Origin of the sequence: Acinetobacter sp. ANC 4973, from assembly GCF_002135275.1 — a bacterium.
In the GTDB taxonomy this organism is placed as follows: domain Bacteria; phylum Pseudomonadota; class Gammaproteobacteria; order Pseudomonadales; family Moraxellaceae; genus Acinetobacter; species Acinetobacter kyonggiensis.
In genome coordinates this window covers 49,806-67,838 of the sequence record NZ_NEGM01000003.1, presented here as the reverse complement: position 1 = coordinate 67,838, position 18,033 = coordinate 49,806, and the positions used below count along the sequence as shown (strand labels likewise).

The 18,033-nt window shown below is 42.1% G+C and carries 14 protein-coding genes and 1 riboswitch; of the genes, 11 read left to right on the top strand and 3 right to left on the bottom strand.

Going from position 1 to position 18,033, the window contains the following annotated elements; translation table 11 throughout:
• Nucleotides 1-74: 74 nt before the first annotated feature.
• Nucleotides 75-977: a UDP-3-O-acyl-N-acetylglucosamine deacetylase gene (gene lpxC, locus B9T30_RS05040; protein ID WP_086184048.1), complete on the top strand. Its 903-nt coding sequence runs from the start codon at nucleotides 75-77 to the stop codon at nucleotides 975-977.
• Between the two features lie 97 nt (nucleotides 978-1,074).
• Here lpxC and B9T30_RS05035 read toward each other — a convergent pair whose 3' ends face one another.
• A complete protein-coding gene (locus B9T30_RS05035; RefSeq protein ID WP_086165331.1) occupies nucleotides 1,075-1,515 on the bottom strand; it encodes a DciA family protein in 441 nt (146 codons plus the stop codon).
• Between the two features lie 108 nt (nucleotides 1,516-1,623).
• Here B9T30_RS05035 and B9T30_RS05030 point away from each other — a divergent pair, with 108 nt between their 5' ends.
• The 9 genes from B9T30_RS05030 (at nucleotide 1,624) to recJ (ending at nucleotide 14,688) form a co-directional block, all read left to right on the top strand.
• Complete coding sequence (locus B9T30_RS05030) at nucleotides 1,624-2,307, top strand: M23 family metallopeptidase (RefSeq protein ID WP_086184047.1); 684 nt, start codon at nucleotides 1,624-1,626, stop codon at nucleotides 2,305-2,307.
• Between the two features lie 281 nt (nucleotides 2,308-2,588).
• Nucleotides 2,589-5,291 carry a pyruvate dehydrogenase (acetyl-transferring), homodimeric type gene (gene aceE / locus B9T30_RS05025; RefSeq protein WP_086184046.1) on the top strand — a complete coding sequence of 901 codons (2,703 nt, stop codon included), beginning with the start codon at nucleotides 2,589-2,591 and terminating at the stop codon, nucleotides 5,289-5,291.
• A gap of 2 nt (nucleotides 5,292-5,293) precedes the next feature.
• Nucleotides 5,294-7,255: a 2-oxo acid dehydrogenase subunit E2 gene (locus B9T30_RS05020; protein ID WP_086184045.1), complete on the top strand. Its 1,962-nt coding sequence runs from the start codon at nucleotides 5,294-5,296 to the stop codon at nucleotides 7,253-7,255.
• Nucleotides 7,256-7,386: 131 nt separating this feature from the next.
• A riboswitch (yybP-ykoY riboswitch) is annotated at nucleotides 7,387-7,528 on the top strand.
• 74 nt (nucleotides 7,529-7,602) lie between these two features.
• The gene (locus B9T30_RS05015; protein ID WP_086184044.1) at nucleotides 7,603-8,178 is read left to right on the top strand and encodes a TMEM165/GDT1 family protein; all 576 of its coding nucleotides are present in this window, start codon (nucleotides 7,603-7,605) and stop codon (nucleotides 8,176-8,178) included.
• A gap of 182 nt (nucleotides 8,179-8,360) precedes the next feature.
• Nucleotides 8,361-9,158, top strand: coding sequence for an MBL fold metallo-hydrolase (locus tag B9T30_RS05010; RefSeq protein WP_004650768.1), 798 nt, complete (start codon nucleotides 8,361-8,363; stop codon nucleotides 9,156-9,158).
• Nucleotides 9,159-9,392: 234 nt separating this feature from the next.
• The gene (gene guaB / locus B9T30_RS05005; RefSeq protein WP_004650767.1) at nucleotides 9,393-10,859 is read left to right on the top strand and encodes an IMP dehydrogenase; all 1,467 of its coding nucleotides are present in this window, start codon (nucleotides 9,393-9,395) and stop codon (nucleotides 10,857-10,859) included.
• A 127-nt stretch (nucleotides 10,860-10,986) separates the two neighbouring features.
• The gene (glmM, locus tag B9T30_RS05000; RefSeq protein ID WP_086184043.1) at nucleotides 10,987-12,318 is read left to right on the top strand and encodes a phosphoglucosamine mutase; all 1,332 of its coding nucleotides are present in this window, start codon (nucleotides 10,987-10,989) and stop codon (nucleotides 12,316-12,318) included.
• A 9-nt stretch (nucleotides 12,319-12,327) separates the two neighbouring features.
• Nucleotides 12,328-12,984, top strand: a complete 657-nt coding sequence (gene pdxH, locus B9T30_RS04995) for a pyridoxamine 5'-phosphate oxidase (RefSeq protein WP_086184042.1) — start codon at nucleotides 12,328-12,330, stop codon at nucleotides 12,982-12,984.
• Nucleotides 12,985-14,688, top strand: a complete 1,704-nt coding sequence (gene recJ, locus B9T30_RS04990; RefSeq protein WP_086184041.1) for a single-stranded-DNA-specific exonuclease RecJ — start codon at nucleotides 12,985-12,987, stop codon at nucleotides 14,686-14,688.
• Between the two features lie 52 nt (nucleotides 14,689-14,740).
• Here recJ and B9T30_RS04985 read toward each other — a convergent pair whose 3' ends face one another.
• Complete coding sequence (locus B9T30_RS04985) at nucleotides 14,741-15,529, bottom strand: putative porin (RefSeq protein ID WP_086184040.1); 789 nt, start codon at nucleotides 15,527-15,529, stop codon at nucleotides 14,741-14,743.
• Between the two features lie 323 nt (nucleotides 15,530-15,852).
• Complete coding sequence (locus B9T30_RS04980; RefSeq protein ID WP_086184039.1) at nucleotides 15,853-16,710, bottom strand: putative porin; 858 nt, start codon at nucleotides 16,708-16,710, stop codon at nucleotides 15,853-15,855.
• 185 nt (nucleotides 16,711-16,895) lie between these two features.
• On the opposite strand from B9T30_RS04980, the gene prfB reads away from it, so the two are divergent.
• Nucleotides 16,896-17,991 (top strand): peptide chain release factor 2 gene (prfB, locus tag B9T30_RS04975; protein ID WP_139243538.1). Its coding sequence is split into 2 segments (ribosomal slippage): nucleotides 16,896-16,967 and nucleotides 16,969-17,991, totalling 1,095 coding nucleotides; the frame shifts between segments, so codons are not numbered across the junction.
• Nucleotides 17,992-18,033 lie beyond the last annotated feature (42 nt).

Genomic DNA, 18,033 nt, shown 5'->3' with positions numbered 1-18,033 from the left:
GGCTACCTTTTTGTTTTTTATCAATGGCTAAATATGCTAACGTATAGCGGTTTGATGAGCAGATGATAGAAAACATGTTGAAACAAAGAACCCTACAACGTGTCGTGAAAGCGAGCGGTATTGGTCTTCATAGTGGGCAAAAAGTCTTAATTAACTTTGTGCCGCACCATGTCGATGGGGGAATTGTGTTTCGACGTATCGATTTAGATCCACCTGTCGATATTCAAGCCAATGCCATGCTGATTCAAGAAGCATTTATGTGCTCTAATTTGGTTCAAGAAGATGCCAAGGTCGGCACCATTGAGCATGTCATGAGTGCGATTGCTGGATTAGGCATCGACAATCTGATTATTGAGGTTTCTGCTTCTGAAGTACCGATTATGGATGGCAGTGCAGGCCCATTTATTTATTTGCTGATGCAAGGCGGTCTAGCTGAGCAAAATGCACCGAAAAAATTTATCAGAATATTAAAAACAGTCGAAGCACTGATTGATGATAAACGTGCTGTTTTTCATCCACATCAAGGCTTTCAGCTAAACTTTACTATTGATTTTGATCATCCTGCATTTAAAAAAGAATACCAGTCAGCGACCATTGATTTTTCAACCGAAACCTTTGTGTATGAAGTCAGTGAAGCACGAACTTTTGGTTTTATGAAAGATTTAGATTATCTCAAAGCCAATAATTTAGCCTTAGGCGCAAGTTTAGACAATGCGATTGGTGTGGATGAAACAGGTGTAGTGAATGAGGAGGGGCTACGTTTCTCTGATGAGTTTGTACGGCACAAAATTTTAGATGCTGTTGGTGATTTATACTTACTTGGACATCAAATTATTGCTAAATTTGATGGCTATAAGTCAGGACATGCATTAAATAATCAATTATTACGCAATGTTAAAAGTGATCCAACCAGTTACGAAATTGTAACATTTAATGACGAAACGCAATGTCCAATTCCTTATGTAAGTGTGACATAAGTCATTGTCTTTTAATGTGTGTGTTATAATATAACAACTATGACTGTTAAGTCGGTCACATAATTTTTGGCTGATTTCAGCGACAGCAAAGTGCTGGTTACTTTTTATTGCTTGCCAAACGTAGCATTGCTTGGCTAAGCTTGGGGTCGCTCACAAAGTCAGCAGCATCACGAATTAAATCTTGAGTATCTGGGCTAAGGGATCTGGTCAGCGCTTCAGGTTTTGCGGGTGTTGGTGTTTGAATTCTTAAACGAACTTGCAGTTTGTGTAATTCTTTGAATTCTTCTAATTGTAATAATTGAGCAATATATTGCTTTTGAAGATATGCCAGTTGACTAATCATAGCTTGATTTTCACCGGTAATGGTCAAAACGCCATTTTGATAACAAACAACTTTCCATTGCTCCGGTTGGGGCAAGATAGGTTGAATGATTTTTGTAAGTTTCTGCCATGCAGCAACTTGTGTAGAGAGAAACGTAAAGTTTCCTGTTTTTAAGTGTTTTCTTGTTTGTTGAAAGAGCTTCACTGGTTCAGACATACATTGTTCCTTCATATTTGTGTCTTAATCTTATGCGCTTCGTTCAGTAGATATCAAGGAAGAGATCACACAAGGACATTAACTAAGAACAGTTAAAAGAGGTTTTTTATGCATACGCGACGTATTCTATTAGCGTTTTCATTGGCAGCGTCTGCTGCATCTGTAGCTTTTGCGGATTTAGTTGAACTAAATTCTAACGACGTATCAACAGATCGTATTGAACAACTGACTCGTACTTTGGCTCAGGGTTCTTATGTAGAGTCAAATGAGATTGACCTCCCTGCTGAAACTAAAATGAGTGTTCAATTACGTGAAAAAACTGTTGAATTGAACAATGAATCGCTGGCAAAGAAATACGGCTCAAGCACCTCAAAAAGCTATTCTAACAATCCTTACTCTTGGTTGGTATCTCACCCATTGCCTGATATGAATCGTGTCAGTTCAAACTATGGTGGTCGTACCATGGGTGGCCGTGCTGAAAATCATTCAGGTTTAGATATGTCTGCCCCAAGTGGTACTGCTATTTATGCAACCGGTCCAGGTGTGGTCACTAAATCGGGTTGGGGGACAGGCTATGGTCAATATGTGGAAATTAATCATGGCAATGGTTATCTCACGCGTTATGCACATGCATCTCGTCTGATTGCCCGCGTTGGCGATAAAGTACAAGCCGGTGAACATATTGCTAATGTGGGTTGTACGGGGCGTTGTACTGGCCCTCATTTACATTATGAAGTAGTCAAAGATGGTCAACGTAAAAATCCGTCAACTTATTTAGCGATGTTGCCATAAGTTTTTCCATGATGGATTACAACTTTGCTCTGAATAGTCTTAAAGAATGTGATCTAAGCGCTTATAGCTTTTAACTCTAAATATTATCATTCAAAAGAATACTTATTGTATAAAAAACCGCCTTTATTGGCGGTTTTTTGTTTTATTGCGTAAAGAATGGTCAGTAGATATTTATTTTCTAAATAATAGTGCTATTCCGTATTCAGCTGTGGCAATAACTGAAATCAGCCAAAGTATGATACATATAGAGAATATAAATAGGCTCAAGGAATAGGTGCAATATGGCGTTTTATGGTGATACTGACGCGCAAGAAACCCAAGAATGGCAAGATGCTTTCGATTCGGTTTTACAACATATGGGAACGGAGCGAGCGGCATTTTTACTGGAAAAACTTTATCAGCGTGCAATTGCTACACATGTTCCTATTCAGCGCCTAAATACGCCTTACCGCAATACAATTTCGGTTGACGAAACGCCAGCAATGCCAGGCGACCAAGATATGGAACGCCGTATTCGTGCGTTGATTCGTTGGAATGCTTTGGCAATGGTACTGCGTGCGAATAAAACAGGTGATGATTTAGGTGGTCACTTAGCCAGTTTTGCATCTTCAGCAACTTTATATGATGTTGGTTTTAACCATTTTTTCCGTGCCAATAGTGATCACTTTGGTGGGGACATGATCTATTATCAAGGTCATTGTGCACCTGGTATTTATGCACGTTCATTCCTTGAAGGGCGTTTGACTGAAGACCATTTAAATAATTTCCGTCGTGAAGTGGGCGGTATTGGTCTTCCAAGTTACCCACATCCGTACTTAATGCCAGATTATTGGCAGTTCCCGACTGTATCGATGGGCTTAGGTCCTATTATGTCGATTTATCAAGCGCACATTCAAAAATATTTGATGAACCGTGGCTTGATTAAAGAAGAAGACCGTAAAGTTTGGGCTTATCTGGGCGATGGTGAAATGGATGAGCCAGAAAGCTTGGGTGCAATTTCACTGGCAGGTCGTGAAAAGTTAGACAATTTAATCTGGGTGGTGAACTGTAATTTACAGCGTCTAGATGGTCCTGTGCGTGGTAACGGCAAGATTATTCAAGAACTTGAATCATTGTTCCGTGGTGCAGGCTGGCGTGTGATTAAAGTGGTTTGGGGCCGTCATTGGGATCCATTGTTGGCGAAAGACAGCACAGGCGCACTTCAAGCCGTGATGGAAGAAGCGGTCGATGGCGATTTCCAACGTTACCAAGTGAAAGGTGGTGCATATACGCGTGAAAAATTCTTTGGTAAGTATCCTGAAGCTGCGGAACTGGTCAAAGATTTAAGCGATGAAGATATTGATAATCTGAACCGTGGTGGTCATGACCCATACAAAGTATTTGCTGCCTATGCAGAAGCGTGTACAGCCAAAGGTCAACCTACTGTAATTCTTGCGAAAACAGTTAAAGGTTATGGTTTGTCTGAAGAAATTGAAGCGGTCAACAAAACGCATCAAATTAAAAAGATGCAAATTGAATCTTTAAAATACGTTCGTGACCGTTTCAACTTGCCATTCAATGATGAGCAATTAGAAGAAGTGCCTTTCTACCGTCCAAGCGAAAATTCGCCTGAATTGAAATATATGAAAGCGCGTCGTGAAGCATTGGGTGGTTACTTACCTGCACGTCGTAAAGAAAGTGAACAGCTTGCCATTCCTGAGTTGTCTGTATTTGATGCAGTGTTGAAAGGCAGTGGTGGTAAAGAACAATCAACCACGATGGTGATGGTGCGTTTAATCTCTGCATTATTGAAAGAGAAAGCCATTAAAGACCGTGTTGTCCCTATTGTTCCCGATGAAGCACGTACTTTCGGTTTGGAAGGCATGTTCCGTCAATTGGGTATTTATGCAGCGCATGGTCAAAAATATACCCCTGAAGACCAAGAACAATTGATGCATTACCGTGAAGCAAAAGACGGTCATATGCTTCAAGAAGGGATTAACGAAGCGGGTGCAATGAGTGCATGGGCAGCATTGGCAACCAGTTATTCAACCAATAACTTGCCAATGATTCCAATGTACATGTACTACTCGATGTTTGGTTTCCAGCGTATTGGTGATATTGCATGGGCAGCAGGCGACGCACAAGCACAAGGCTTCTTGTTGGGTGCAACTGCAGGTCGTACTACGCTAAACGGTGAAGGTTTACAGCACCAAGACGGTCACTCGCACATTCTTGCGAACACCATTCCAAACTGTATTTCTTATGATCCATGTTTTGGTTATGAACTCGCTGTGATCGTACATGATGGTTTACAGCGTATGTATGTCAACCAAGAGCGCGTGTTCTATTACTTAACTGTGATGAACGAAAACTACGAACATCCTGAAATGCCACAAGGCGCTGAGGAAGGCATTAAGCGTGGTATGTACTTATTGCAGGAAGATGAAAAAGCCACTGTACAGTTGATGGGTTCAGGCGTAATTCTTCGTGAAGTGATTAAAGCGGCGCAAATTTTGCGTGACGAATACCAAATTCATTCAAACGTGTACAGCGTAACCAGCTTTAATGAACTGGCACGTGATGGTATGGCATGTGAAGAATATAACCGCTTGCACCCAATGGCTGAAACAGCAAAAGAAGCGTGGATATCGAAGCAACTTCGCAATACCAATGGTATCGTGGTTTCGGCTACAGACCATATGCGTGCATACAGCGAACAAATTCGTGCTTATCTTCCAGATAACCGTCCATTCGTAGCACTCGGTACAGATGGCTATGGCCGTTCAGATACACGTGCAAATTTACGTAGTTATTTCGGTGTTGATGCTGCGCATATTGTGGTTGCGACGTTGAAAAAATTGGCAGATGAAGGCGAAGTTGATGCGCGTTTAGTAAAAGATGCGATTTCTAGCTTTGAATTAGATACAGACCGCCCAGTGGCGTGGTTGCCACAAACGCATCCAGAGCTTCATGCGGTTGCTGACTACAAAGAGGAGAACTAATCATGCAAATTATGACTCCAGATATTGGTGTAGATAAAGCAACAGTGGCAGAAATTTTAGTCAAAGTGGGCGATACCATTAGCGTTGATGACAGTATTATCTTACTTGAATCGGATAAAGCCTCTGTTGAAGTGCCTAGCACTTCGGCAGGTGTGGTTAAAAGCATTTTGGTTAATCTTGGTGATGAAGTTGCTGAAGGTGCAGTATTGATCGAACTAGAAGCAGAAGCCGCGACGGCATCTGAAGTAGTTGCAACACCTCAGCCTGAAGCTGTGGTTGCACCTGTTCAATCAAATACAGCGCCAGTGGTTGAAGAAAAAACGTCAACTCCTGCTGCTACGACAGCAACGGTTGTTGAAGTGAAAGTGCCTGATATTGGTGTGGAAAAAGCCTTGGTCGGTGAAATTTTGGTGTCTGTGGGCGATGAAATTGATGTAGATCAAAGCATTGTTGTGGTTGAATCAGATAAAGCAACAGTTGAAGTACCAAGTACAATTGCAGGCACTGTGGAAGCCGTTGAAATTCAGGTTGGTGACAGCGTGAAAGAAGGCGTGGTTCTGCTTAAAGTGAAAACTGTAGGTTCGGTCGCTGTAGCAGTGCAAGAGGGGCCAAAAGTAGTTGCGCCTGTTGCTGAAACTGCACCAGTTGAAGTGACTCCTCAGGTCGTTGCTTCAGCAGGTCCAATTGAAGTTTCAGTCCCTGATTTAGGGGTTGATAAAGCTATCGTTGCTGAAATTTTGGTGTCTGTGGGTGATCAGGTTGAAAAAGACCAAAGCATCATCGTGGTTGAGTCAGATAAAGCGACAGTTGAAGTACCAAGTACGATGGCAGGTGTGATCAAAGCAATTCATGTTGCACTTGGTCAAAATGTTTCGGAAGGCATTGCACTGGTGACGATTGAAGCTGAAGGTCAAGCTGCTGCACCTGTTGCAAAAGTCGAAACAGCAAAAGCGACAGCTCCTACTCAAACAGCAGCTAAAGTACAACAATCTGCACCTGTAGCTGCGACTACAAATGACGTAGATAAGTTAACCAAAGAGCAAAGTGCTGCAAATTCGAAAGTATATGCAGGCCCTGCGGTGCGTAAACTTGCACGTGAACTGGGTGTAGTGTTGTCAGAAGTGAAAGCATCAGGCCCGCATGCTCGTTTGATGAAAGAAGATCTGGTTGCTTATGTAAAAACGCGTTTGACAGCGCCTCAGGTTGCTCCTGTGGCTCAAGCCGTTGCTCAAGTTTCTGGTTTGCCAAAACTGCCTGACTTTAGCGCATTTGGTGGTACAGAAGAAAAAGCCATGACGCGTTTGCAACAGGTTTCTGTTCCGCAATTGTCATTGAATAACTTCATTCCACAAGTTACACAGTTTGACGCAGCGGATATTTCTGAGCTTGAAGCATGGCGTAATGATCTTAAAGGTAACTTTAAGAAAGAAGGCATTAGCCTGACCATTATGGCATTCATTATTAAAGCCGTTGCGCATCTACTAAAAGAAGAGCGTGATTTTGCAGGTCACTTGGCAGATGATGGTAAGTCAGTGTTGTTACGTAATGAAATTCATATGGGGATTGCCGTTGCGACACCAGATGGCTTAACCGTTCCAGTACTGCGTAATCCAGATCAAAAATCAATTAAGCAAATTGCGGTTGAATTGGGTGTACTGGGTCAAAAAGCTCGCGACAAAAAACTTTCTCCGAAAGATCTTCAAGGTGCAAACTTTACCATTACCAGTCTAGGTTCAATTGGTGGTACAGCATTTACACCGCTGGTAAACTGGCCGCAAGTGGCAATTTTGGGTATTTCACCTGCAACCATGCAACCTGTTTGGAATGGTGAAGGTTTTGATCCACGCTTAATGTTGCCGTTGTCATTGTCTTATGACCACCGTGTGATTAATGGTGCAGATGCTGCGCGTTTCACCAATAAATTGACCAAGCTTTTGGCTGATATTCGTAGCTTATTGCTGTAATTCTTAGTCTAAAACTGTGCATGAAAACCCTGCTTAGGCAGGGTTTTTTATTGGGTGAAATTCATTGCTTTGTATTTCGTGGGCAAAAATAAAATCTCATTTGAAAAAAAATGCTGTGTAAATTACACTAGCACTACTTCATTGGGGAGTAGCCGCTTTTTACGCAATGTAAAAAGGTGATGGTCAACATAATTGTTCAACAGAACATGGTCATCATAGCAAAGAACCAATTCAGCTTTTCAAAAAGCTTTTTTTGTTGGCAAGACCTTTGATTTATTACTCTGCAGATTTTTGGCTAGCAGGAGTGGTAAGTCATCGGCAAATTTTGCTAGCCAGAGAAAGTTCATATGTATGAGTTCCTGATCTCGACCGCAATTGTTGCACTTGCTGAAATGGGTGATAAAACCCAGTTATTGGCACTCTTGCTCGCAGCACGCTTCCGTAAACCGATTCCAATTTTATTGGCTATTTTACTGGCAACCTTATTAAATCATGGTATTTCAGCCGTTCTAGGTCAGTGGATTACTACGGTTCTTCGCCCTGATGTGTTGCTTTGGATTGTATCGCTTGGTTTTATTGCTATGGCACTGTGGATGCTGGTTCCAGACCAACTGGATGACGAAACCGACAGCATTAATAAATGGCAAAAATATGGTGTGTTTGGTGCCACGTTTGTACTGTTTTTTCTCGCAGAAATAGGTGATAAAACTCAAGTGGCAACCATAGCCCTAGCTGCACGTTTTGACAGCATTTTCTGGGTGATGGCGGGTACAACAGTCGGGATGATGATAGCCAATGCCCCAGCAGTTTTTATTGGCGATAAGCTGGCAGATAAGTTACCCATTTCACTGATTCATAAAATTGGTGCAAGCATATTCTTGCTGATTGGTGTTGCAACTTTAGTCCAACATTATTTCTTTTAAACCTGTGTTAGGGTAGAAATCCTTGCGTTTTTGTCGGGATTTTTACCCGCTTAAATGTGGCACAATTTACTGATAAATTTAAGAATATTTAAACACATGTTTATTGTAAATTTCTACAATTCCATATATGTTGTGAGGGATTAAAAGGGCAACTTTAAAACAATATTTTTGGGGAATAGGGTATGGCGTTTGACCGCACTACATCACAAGTGTTATTTGATAATGGCACACATAAATGTATTAGCTTTACCAGCCTAGTCAAAGGTGAAGGTGTACAAGCGAACCAATTTCTAATTCTGGATAACGAGCGTGCAGCAGTACTTGATCCAGGCGGTGATTTAACCTATGTCCCTTTGACCATGGAACTGAATAAGTATACCCGTTTGACCAATCTTGATTATGTCATGGCATCGCATCAAGATCCCGATATTATTACTTCTATGCCACGTTGGTTGGTCTATACCGAAGCCAAAGTGGTGGCATCTAAACTTTGGGCACGTTTCTTGCCGCATTTGAACTCTGCATTTATGAGTGACCGAATGAAAGGTGGATGGTTGGAACGCTTGATCGAATTGCCAGACCACGGTGGGATCATTCCATTGGGCGAATCAAAAATTATTGTTGTTCCTGCCCATTTTCTACATTCCGTTGGTAACTTCCAATTTTACGATCCGATTGCAAAAATTTTATTTTCAGGTGATATGGGGGCATCGATGGTGGATGATGCCAATAAGCCTTTGGAAAATTTTGCTTCGCATATTCCAAAAATGAAATCTTTTCATCAACGCTATATGTGTTGCAATAAAATCATTCGTTTATGGGTGAAAATGGTGCGCACGATGGATGTTGAAATGATCGTCCCGCAACACGGTACACCTTTTATCGGGAAAGAGCAGGTCAATCAATTTCTGGATTGGATTGAAACGTTAGAGTGCGGTACTGATTTGATGGATGAGTCGGTCTTTACCTGCCCAACTTAATCAATGTCATCCCTTTGCCATACCTGACAAGGATGTTCTGTATGGCAAGCCAAAGGTCTTGCGCTGCGCAGCTTAAAAGAAGCAGGCGTGGATAAAGTCTATTGATGATAATTTTATAAAAAATTGATGAATATTCAGCAATGTAAATTTATTTTACCTCGCTGTTTGAAATTAACATGAATAAAACTGTTTTTTTGTTTATAATAGCGCACGGAAATTACCAGTGAGACTGTTATGTTGACCATCGTTCAAGAAGCGCTAACCTTCGATGATGTCTTATTACTCCCTGCCTACTCAACTGTCCTCCCAAAAGATGTCTCTCTAAAGACACGCCTAACTCGTGGCATTAATCTGAATATCCCGCTTATTTCAGCTGCAATGGATACTGTGACAGAATCACGTATGGCAATTGCGATGGCACAAAATGGTGGCATTGGCATCCTGCATAAAAACATGGATATTTCTGCGCAAGCAGCTGAAGTACGCCGTGTGAAAAAATTTGAAGCAGGAATGGTGAAAGATCCCATCACTGTGACCCCAGAAACCACGGTTCGCGAACTCATTGCAATCACTCAAGCCAACAATATCAGCGGTGTACCTGTTGTTAAAGATGGTAAAGTGGTCGGTATTGTGACGGGTCGTGATACACGTTTCGTGACCAGTTTAGAACAGCCTGTAAGTAACATCATGACTGGTCAAGACCGTCTGGTGACGGTTCGTGAAAACGAATCTAAAGAAAATATCCAAGCCTTATTACAAAAAAATCGTATTGAAAAAGTACTGGTGGTGGGCGACAACAACGAGCTGAAAGGTTTAATTACGGTGACAGATTTCCGTAAAGCAGAACTTTATCCAAACAGCTGTAAAGATGATTTAGGTCGTTTACGTGTCGGTGCCGCAGTCGGTACTGGCATTGAAACGCCTGCACGTGTTGAAGCATTGGTTGATGCGGGTGTGGATGCCATTGTGGTTGATACGGCGCATGGTCACTCTGCGGGCGTGATTGAACGTGTGCGTTGGGTGAAAGCAAACTATCCGCAAGTTCAAGTGATTGGCGGTAATATTGCAACAGGTGATGCTGCATTGGCATTACTCGATGCAGGTGCAGATGCGGTTAAAGTCGGTATTGGTCCGGGTTCAATTTGTACCACACGTATTGTTGCCGGTATAGGCATGCCGCAAATCTCTGCGATTGACAGCGTTGCCAATGCATTGAAAGACCAAATTCCGCTCATCGCTGATGGCGGTATCCGCTTCTCGGGTGATATGGCAAAAGCGATTGGTGCGGGCGCAAGCACGATTATGGTCGGTTCAATGCTGGCAGGGACTGAAGAAGCACCGGGCGAAGTTGAATTTTTCCAAGGTCGTTACTACAAAGCATACCGTGGTATGGGTTCATTGGGTGCGATGGCAGGGGCTACAGGTTCTGCAGACCGTTATTTCCAAGATGCTAAAGCGGGTCAAGAAAAACTGGTACCAGAAGGGATTGAAGGTCGTGTGCCTTATAAAGGCCCGATGGGTAACATTGTGCATCAAATGATGGGTGGTTTACGTTCATCGATGGGCTATACCGGTTCTGCTGTAATTGAAGATCTTCGCCAAAATGCCAAGTTCGTCAAAATTACCTCGGCAGGAATGTCTGAATCTCATGTACATGATGTGACCATTACCAAAGAAGCACCGAACTATCGTGTGGGTTGATTTTTAGTAATTCGTTTCATGAAAAAGCCGTCATTTATATGACGGCTTTTTTGATTTTGGTGTAAAGTAATTATGGAAAAAATTGGATGATGAATTTCATCGTAGATGTATAAGAAGTGAGTGAAAAATGAGTTATTTTGGAACAGATGGTATCCGTGGGAAGTTTGGGGAACTTCCAATTACGCCTGAATTTGCACTCAAGCTCGGCTTTGCAGCAGGTAAAGTTTTAAAAAAAATGAGCAATAGAAAAAAACCCATTGTTGTTTTAGGCAAAGATACCCGTTTATCGGGCTATATTTTAGAATCAGCATTACAGGCCGGTTTAAATGCTGCTGGGGTTTATGTCCATTTATTAGGACCCTTGCCAACCCCCGCGATTGCACATTTAACCCGTGCTTTACATGCCAGTTTAGGCATTGTGATTTCAGCTTCACATAATCCTTATTATGATAATGGGATTAAGTTTTTCTCAAGTGAAGGCAAAAAGCTGCCCGATGATGTTCAAGAAGCGATTAATCAAGAACTTGAAAAAGAATTAAAGATTGAAGATACCGCAAATTTGGGTAAAAGCGTACGTGTCAAAGATGCCAATGGTCGTTACATTGAATTTTGTAAATCGACATTTCCTTACCATTTTGACCTAAGCAATTTAAAAATTGTGGTGGACTGTGCCAATGGGGCAGCCTATAACGTAGGTCCTGCGGTATTTAAAGAATTAGGCGCTAAAATTGTTGCGCTCTATAACGAACCCGATGGTTTAAACATCAATGAACAGTGTGGTTCAACCCATCCTGAAAAATTGCAAAAAGCAGTGCTTCACCATCATGCAGATTTAGGAATTGCCTTTGATGGCGATGCGGACCGCGTCATTTTGGTCGACAAACATGGTGAATTGGTCGATGGCGACAGCATTCTGTACATTCTTGCCACCCAAGCCAGTCATAAACCCGCAGGAATTGTCGGTACAGTAATGAGTAATATGGCGCTTGAGTTGGCTTTGGAAAAAGCACAAGTGCCATTTGTTCGTGCCAGCGTGGGTGACCGTTATGTGTTGCAAGCATTGGATGAAAAAGGTTGGGTGATTGGTGGGGAGCCATCAGGACATATTCTGACCTTAGATAAAAGCACCACAGGTGATGCGATTATTGCCGCATTACAAGTTTTGACAGTAATGGTCGAACAGAAAAAAGCCTTGCATGAATTGGTTGCTGACTTCCATTTATTGCCGAATGTTTTGGTTAATGTCCGTTTAGAGGCGATGTTTGATCCGTATGCGGTGCCTGCTTTGGTTACAGAGTTTGAAAAAGCGGAAGCACAGCTCAAAGGTCGTGGACGTTTGTTGATTCGTAAATCAGGTACTGAGCCTGTGATTCGTGTCATGGTGGAAGGGGATGATCTGCAAGAAGTTACGGCTTTAGCCAATCATCTTGCAGATACTGTACGTGCTAACGCTGTTTAAGGTAAGTCTATGGATGATGTGATTAAAGACTTAAGCGAACTGCGCTTAAGTTATCAAAAAGATGAGTTACATGAAACTCAGGTGGATGAAAATCCACATCAGCAGTTTTTAAACTGGTTTAATGCTGCTTTAGCCGCGCACTTGCATGAACCTTATGCCATGTCTTTGGCAACGGCAAATGCACAGGGTCGTCCGCATGTACGTACCGTATTATTGCGTGGTGCAACTGAAGCAGGTTATGACTTTTATAGTAATTATGACAGTCAAAAAGGCCTAGATTTAATTAGCAATCCATATGCGGAATTGTTGTTTTATTGGCCTGAATTGGAACGTCAAATTCGTGTCAGTGGTAAGGTTGAAAAGATCTCTTTAGCGGAGTCAACGGACTATTATCATAAACGTCCACGTGATAGCCAAATTGCAGCGCACATTAGTACGCCGCAAAGTGGTGTTATTGCCAGCCGTGAAGAATTACAAACACGTTTCCAAGCCTTGCATGAACAAGTGACAGAAAAAGCCGAATTGACTAAGCCTGAATTCTGGGGGGGCTATCGTTTGCTACCCGATTATTATGAATTTTGGCAAGGTCGTCCAAACCGTTTACATGACCGTTTAAGTTATGAAAAAATCGATGGTCTATGGACCTTACAACGACTTATGCCTTAAATGCCAAAAACATTGATTCAGCAGCGCCCTTTGATTACACGCCCTGAAAACATTCAGGGCGTGTCGCCATTTATTGCCCAAATTTTAGCGCGTCGTGGGGTGCAATCAGCACAAGAACTTGAGTTTAAACTGAAACATTTACTTGCGCCCAATATGAAAGGTTTAGAGCAAGCCATTCAAATTATTGACCAAGCGATTGATCAAAATAAAAAAATCATCATTGTCGGTGACTATGATGCTGATGGGGCAACCAGTACTGCTTTGATGGTTTTAGCCCTGCGCGATATGGGGGCCAAGGTCGAATATTTGGTTCCTGACCGTTTTAAATATGGTTATGGTTTAACAGCCAAAATTGCCGATTTAGCGTTTAGTCGCTATCAACCGGATCTGCTGATTACGGTCGATAATGGTATTTCAAGTCATGCAGGTGTCGAACAAGCGCAGGCCCATGGCATGCAAGTGATTATTACCGATCACCATCTGACCACCAAAGAAACACCCAATGCTGAAGCGGTGGTGAACCCGAATCAATTGGGCTGTGAGTTTCCAAGTAAAGACTTGGCAGGGGTTGGGGTTGCATTTTACCTGTTGGCACGACTATCGAGTTATCGCAGTCAATTGGGTAAATCGACCAGTAAAGTGACCCAGTATTTAGACTTGGTGGCTTTAGGCACTTATGCGGATGTGGCAAGTTTAGATTATAACAACCGAATTTTGGTGGATGCGGGGGTGAAACGGATCCAGCAAAATCAATGCCGTGCAGGAATCAGCGCGCTTTTGGATATTGCAGGACGTGACCCCGCACAGCTTAAAGCACAAGATTTAGGCTTTGTTTTGGGGCCTCGGGTGAATGCCGCAGGGCGGATGGAAACCATGGACATTGGCATTGAATGTCTATTGGCGCAGGATATGCAAACGGCTTATCCACTGGCACAGCAACTGAATGATTTAAATGTTGAGCGTCGCCAAGTCGAATTGCAAATGAAGCAGCAGGCTTTGGTTGAACTGGAAAAATTGCGGTTAGATCAGCAGCATTTACCTGCCACGTTGGTGATGTTTGATGAACATTGGCATCAGGGGGTGATTGGTATTGTCGCAGGGCGTTTGAAAGAACAATTTCATCGTCCAAGTATTGTGTTTGCAGCGGATGATGACGGGATTCATATCAAAGGTTCTGCTCGGTCGATAGACGGTGTGCATATTCGTGATGCCATCGAGATGATTGCAGAACAACATCCACATTTGGTCAGCCACTTTGGTGGGCATGCCGCGGCAGCAGGTTTAACCCTTCAGAAAGTGCATTTTGAACAATTTAAGCAAGCTTTTGAACAATTGATTTCGACCATGGATGAGTCACTATTTCATGCCACTGTATGGACGGATGGTGAATTAGCAACAGAAAACTTTCAACTTGAAACGGTGCAGTTGCTACAGAATTTAACCCCTTGGGGGCAAAAATTTCCATCGCCTATTTTTGAAGGTGTGTTTAAAGTTTTAGATTCTCGCTGGTTGAAAGACAGCCATTTAAAACTACGCTTGGCTTTAGACAATGGGCAAATTGTGGAAGCGATTGCTTTTAATGCCAGTGAGAAATTTGAATTTGATGCCATGCAAGAGCGTGTCCGATTGGTGTATGAACTCGATCAAAATGAATTTAATGGCAAGGTGAGTTTGCAATTACGGGTCATACATTTAGAGCATTAAAAAACCGCTCATTTGAGCGGTTTTTTATGACATGAATATCTATTTTGTTTGATTAGAAGCGGTATTTCGCAGCGACACCAAATGAGTTGTAGTCGTTGTTACCGACTTCACCAAAACCAACACGACCTTCAAGGCTGACTTGTTGATTCAAGAATTTACGTGCATTAATTCCAAATTCGCTTTGATCAGTGAGATCGTTATTACGGTAGTCGGCACCAATGCTAAGTGTTTTATCAATGAAGTAATCTGCAGCAAGGTTGTATTCGTCTAGATCACCAAATGCAGCACCCGCTTCTAAGTTAATGTCTTTGCCATTGCTGAGTGTAGTCACGTATTTAGCACGTAGTGTTGGATCTACACCGTCGTCATTGTCGTTATCATAACCTTTCACACCCGCGGCAATTAATAAGCCTGGTGCAGGAAGATAACCGACTTCAGCGGCATAATACGTGGTATCGAAGTCATATTTTTGACCGAGAGCATTACGATATTCAGCATTGTTACGGCTGATATCACCACCTAGATAAAAATCTGAGTTTGGAACATAGAATTCAGCACCAACACCATAGGTATTGTTGTCAACATCACCACGGTCAGCAAATGTTGCATGGGCATTTACGTTGCTGGCACGGTCAAGGAATGCTGCCTCTGCAAGTGGGGCATTACGCGTTTGTACAGGGTTAAAGTAATAAGTACCATCTACACCAAAAGCATTGCCTGAACCACCATGATCAGGGTCAAGATAAGCTGCTGATGCGCCTACTTCAGCTTGGTATGCATGAGCTGTACCTGTAAGAACAAGTGCTGAAAGTACAGCAGATGCGATTGCTAGTTTTTTCATGGATACTACCCCTCAAATTTATGGTTAAAATTAATACATTTTTTGTTACAACTTTTAGTCTAGAGCAAAATGAAACGAGGTCAATCATTGCAGAGTTACAGAAATGTTGCGAACGTAATTTTATGTAAATTATTGGTATTAAATAATTGTAAATTAAGTAATTATTAAAATGTTTTGTTTTATTAAAATTGTGGATATTTTGTGGATTTAATGGATTTTTCTATAAAAAATTAAGCATTTTGTAACATTTTAATTTTTTAGAAATATAAAAGCACCCTCGATTGAGCATGCTTTTATCTGCATTTTAGCGCTGGTTTTTAAGCTTAGAAGCGGTAAGTTGCATTGATATTCAATGCTTGAATATCATCACCAAAACCCACTGCACCACCGACTGCGAAGTTAGAATTGATGAAATATTTCGAACGAATCGAGAAGAAATCAGCATCATCTTCTCCATCATCAATAATGCTATATGCCGCACCAAAGCTAAAAGCATGATCGAGGTAATAGTCGGCAGCAACCATCACTGAGTCTGTATCGCCAAAAGCGCCATTTGCCTCTAAATTAATAAATTGACCTTGCGCTAGAGGGGCAACATATTTGGCACGGACTGCGAAATGGTTTTCATCATGGTCATTGTCGCCTTGAAAACCATCAATACCCGCAGCGAATAATAGGTTCGACAAAGGCATATAACCGACAAGGGCACGATAAGTCGTGGTGTCCTTGTCAGCGCTTGCTGTATGGGTCATGCCTAAGGCCGTTACGGTTGCTTCAGCTTTGTCTTGAACCAGCCCCAGCTCACTGGCAAAATAGAATTGTTCATAGAAGTATTCCATACCCGCAGCGATACTGTGGCTGTCATATTCTGCTGTGCCAACGGCAGCTATAGGGAAGTCAAAGAACTTAGAGACATCCACAGTTTGGGTGTCCAAGTATTCATAACCATATTGGGCATATACATGACTATTATGACCGAGAAATGCAGCTTCATTGAAAGGACTATTTTTTGTATCCACTGGCTCGAAATAGAATGTGCCTTTTAAATCGAATTGACCATTCGAATCAATCCAGTCACTATCGTGATCAAAATAGCTAAAGCCAGCATCGACTTGAGCATTATAAGCAAAACTTGAAGATGCCATTACAGCAAGACCCAACGCGAATAAACTGCGTTTCATAAAACCCCCAAACGGTTATTGTTATAAAGAAATTGTCATTATGTTTAAAAAACATGCGCATTGTTCATAAATAATACATTTTGGTCAAGCACTTAGACAAAAATAATCCTGCTCAAATTCCTTGAATGCTCTGTGATATAATTTGCGGCTATTTAAGCCTAATATGCTGATTGAGAGTAATTCACGTGGAAATTAATCCTTATCTAAACCAATTAAAAGACTTAAACGACCGTGGTCAAACACTACGGGGGTATCTTTGACTACGATCTGAAGAAAGAGCGTTTAGAAGAAGTTCTCCGTGAATTGGAAGATCCAAGTATTTGGAATGACCAAGCCCGTGCTCAAGCCATGGCCAAAGAAAAAGGTGAGCTTGAAAACGTCCTAAATGTATTAGAAGATTTATCGACTCAACTAGATGATGCACAAGCATTGCTTGATTTGGCAGTTGAAGCGGATGATGAAAGTTTACTTGAAGATGTGCAAGCCGAGTTAACCACTGCTGAAGAAGAGTTAGCGAAACTTGAATTCCGTCGTATGTTTAGCAATCCTATGGATCCAAATCCATGCTACGTCGAAATTCAGGCCGGTTCTGGCGGTACAGAAGCACAAGATTGGGCGTCAATGCTGCTGCGTATGTATTTGCGTTGGATTGAACGTCATGGCTTTAAAGCGGAATTGATGGAAGAATCGGACGGTGATGTGGCAGGGATTAAGTCGGCCACCATTCGTGTCGAAGGCGAATATGCTTATGGTTGGTTGCGTACCGAATCTGGTGTACATCGTTTAGTGCGTAAATCACCTTTTGACTCGGGCAACCGTCGTCATACTTCATTCTCTGCGGTGTTTGTCTCACCTGAAGTGGATGACAATATTGAGATTGACATCAATCCAGCCGATGTCCGTACCGATACTTATCGTGCATCAGGGGCAGGTGGTCAGCACATTAACAAAACCGACTCTGCGGTGCGTTTAACCCATGCGCCAACAGGTATTGTGGTGGCGTGCCAGAACCAGCGTTCACAACATGCCAACCGTGATCATGCTTGGAAACAGTTACGTGCAAAACTCTATGAACGAGAAATGCAAATTCGTAATGATGCCGCGAAAGCTCTAGAAGATACCAAATCTGATATTGGTTGGGGCAGTCAGATTCGTTCATATGTACTGGATGACTCACGCATTAAAGATTTGCGTACTGGTGTGGAAAGTTCCAATACAGGTGCTGTACTGGATGGTGATTTGGATAAATTTATTGAAGCCAGTTTAAAACAAGGTCTCTAAGTTTATTCCTGAAAAACAGAGGCTAGTCCTCTGTTTTTTTAA

Excerpts from the sequence above, each read along its gene's own strand:
- lpxC (WP_086184048.1), top strand. The coding sequence starts at position 75 with ATGTTGAAACAAAGAACCCTACAACGTGTCGTGAAAGCGAGCGGTATT.
- B9T30_RS05035 (WP_086165331.1), bottom strand. The coding sequence starts at position 1,515 with ATGTCTGAACCAGTGAAGCTCTTTCAACAAACAAGAAAACACTTAAAA.
- B9T30_RS05030 (WP_086184047.1), top strand. The coding sequence starts at position 1,624 with ATGCATACGCGACGTATTCTATTAGCGTTTTCATTGGCAGCGTCTGCT.
- aceE (WP_086184046.1), top strand. The coding sequence starts at position 2,589 with ATGGCGTTTTATGGTGATACTGACGCGCAAGAAACCCAAGAATGGCAA.
- B9T30_RS05020 (WP_086184045.1), top strand. The coding sequence starts at position 5,294 with ATGCAAATTATGACTCCAGATATTGGTGTAGATAAAGCAACAGTGGCA.
- B9T30_RS05015 (WP_086184044.1), top strand. The coding sequence starts at position 7,603 with ATGTATGAGTTCCTGATCTCGACCGCAATTGTTGCACTTGCTGAAATG.
- B9T30_RS05010 (WP_004650768.1), top strand. The coding sequence starts at position 8,361 with ATGGCGTTTGACCGCACTACATCACAAGTGTTATTTGATAATGGCACA.
- guaB (WP_004650767.1), top strand. The coding sequence starts at position 9,393 with ATGTTGACCATCGTTCAAGAAGCGCTAACCTTCGATGATGTCTTATTA.
- glmM (WP_086184043.1), top strand. The coding sequence starts at position 10,987 with ATGAGTTATTTTGGAACAGATGGTATCCGTGGGAAGTTTGGGGAACTT.
- pdxH (WP_086184042.1), top strand. The coding sequence starts at position 12,328 with ATGGATGATGTGATTAAAGACTTAAGCGAACTGCGCTTAAGTTATCAA.
- recJ (WP_086184041.1), top strand. The coding sequence starts at position 12,985 with ATGCCAAAAACATTGATTCAGCAGCGCCCTTTGATTACACGCCCTGAA.
- B9T30_RS04985 (WP_086184040.1), bottom strand. The coding sequence starts at position 15,529 with ATGAAAAAACTAGCAATCGCATCTGCTGTACTTTCAGCACTTGTTCTT.
- B9T30_RS04980 (WP_086184039.1), bottom strand. The coding sequence starts at position 16,710 with ATGAAACGCAGTTTATTCGCGTTGGGTCTTGCTGTAATGGCATCTTCA.